The following is a 477-nucleotide window of genomic DNA, read 5'->3' as shown; positions in this document are numbered from 1 at the left end:
TCTGCGGGGGTCCGGTGATACGCTCTGCTGTGCATGCGGTGGCCTATCCTCTCGGCACGCGCCATCACGTTTTTTCAGACCGAAGCGACGCACGCGCTATGCAGTGCAATTCCCGATCATCGCCGCGTTCATTACGTGCAGAAGGGCGTTGGACATTACGGCGTGTTCAACGGCTCGCGCTTCAAGTCGGAGATCGTGCCACGCATCCATGACTTCATGGTTTCGGCGGCCAATCCGAGCTCACTGCAGGCGCGCGCGGCTGAATAGTGCTCGCATTTCGGCTTTCCCGTCGAAGATTTCGCCCCCGGGCGGAGCCTTCGGCAGGGGGAGTTCCCTCCAGATTCGCGGTATTTAGGTAGCTCTCTAGGAGTGAGTCTATCCTCACCCCTTGGGGGTGTCGCATGCGTCCAGCGGGGGCGAAAAAAGCCGGTTCCAACCCCAGTCTGTAGGGTCTCCCGGACGCCTGACCGCTGTATA

The 477-nt window shown here is 60.6% G+C and carries 1 pseudogene; it reads left to right on the top strand.

What is annotated here, in order from left to right:
* Window positions 1–75: 75 nt before the first annotated feature.
* Window positions 76–267, top strand: a pseudogene (locus SO140_RS46460) (polyhydroxyalkanoate depolymerase); the annotation flags it as partial.
* Window positions 268–477 lie beyond the last annotated feature (210 nt).

This window comes from Bradyrhizobium sp. UFLA05-108 (assembly GCF_059803455.1).
The sequence above is the reverse complement of the archived record's forward strand: the minus strand, read 5'-3'. Positions and strand labels throughout refer to the sequence as shown.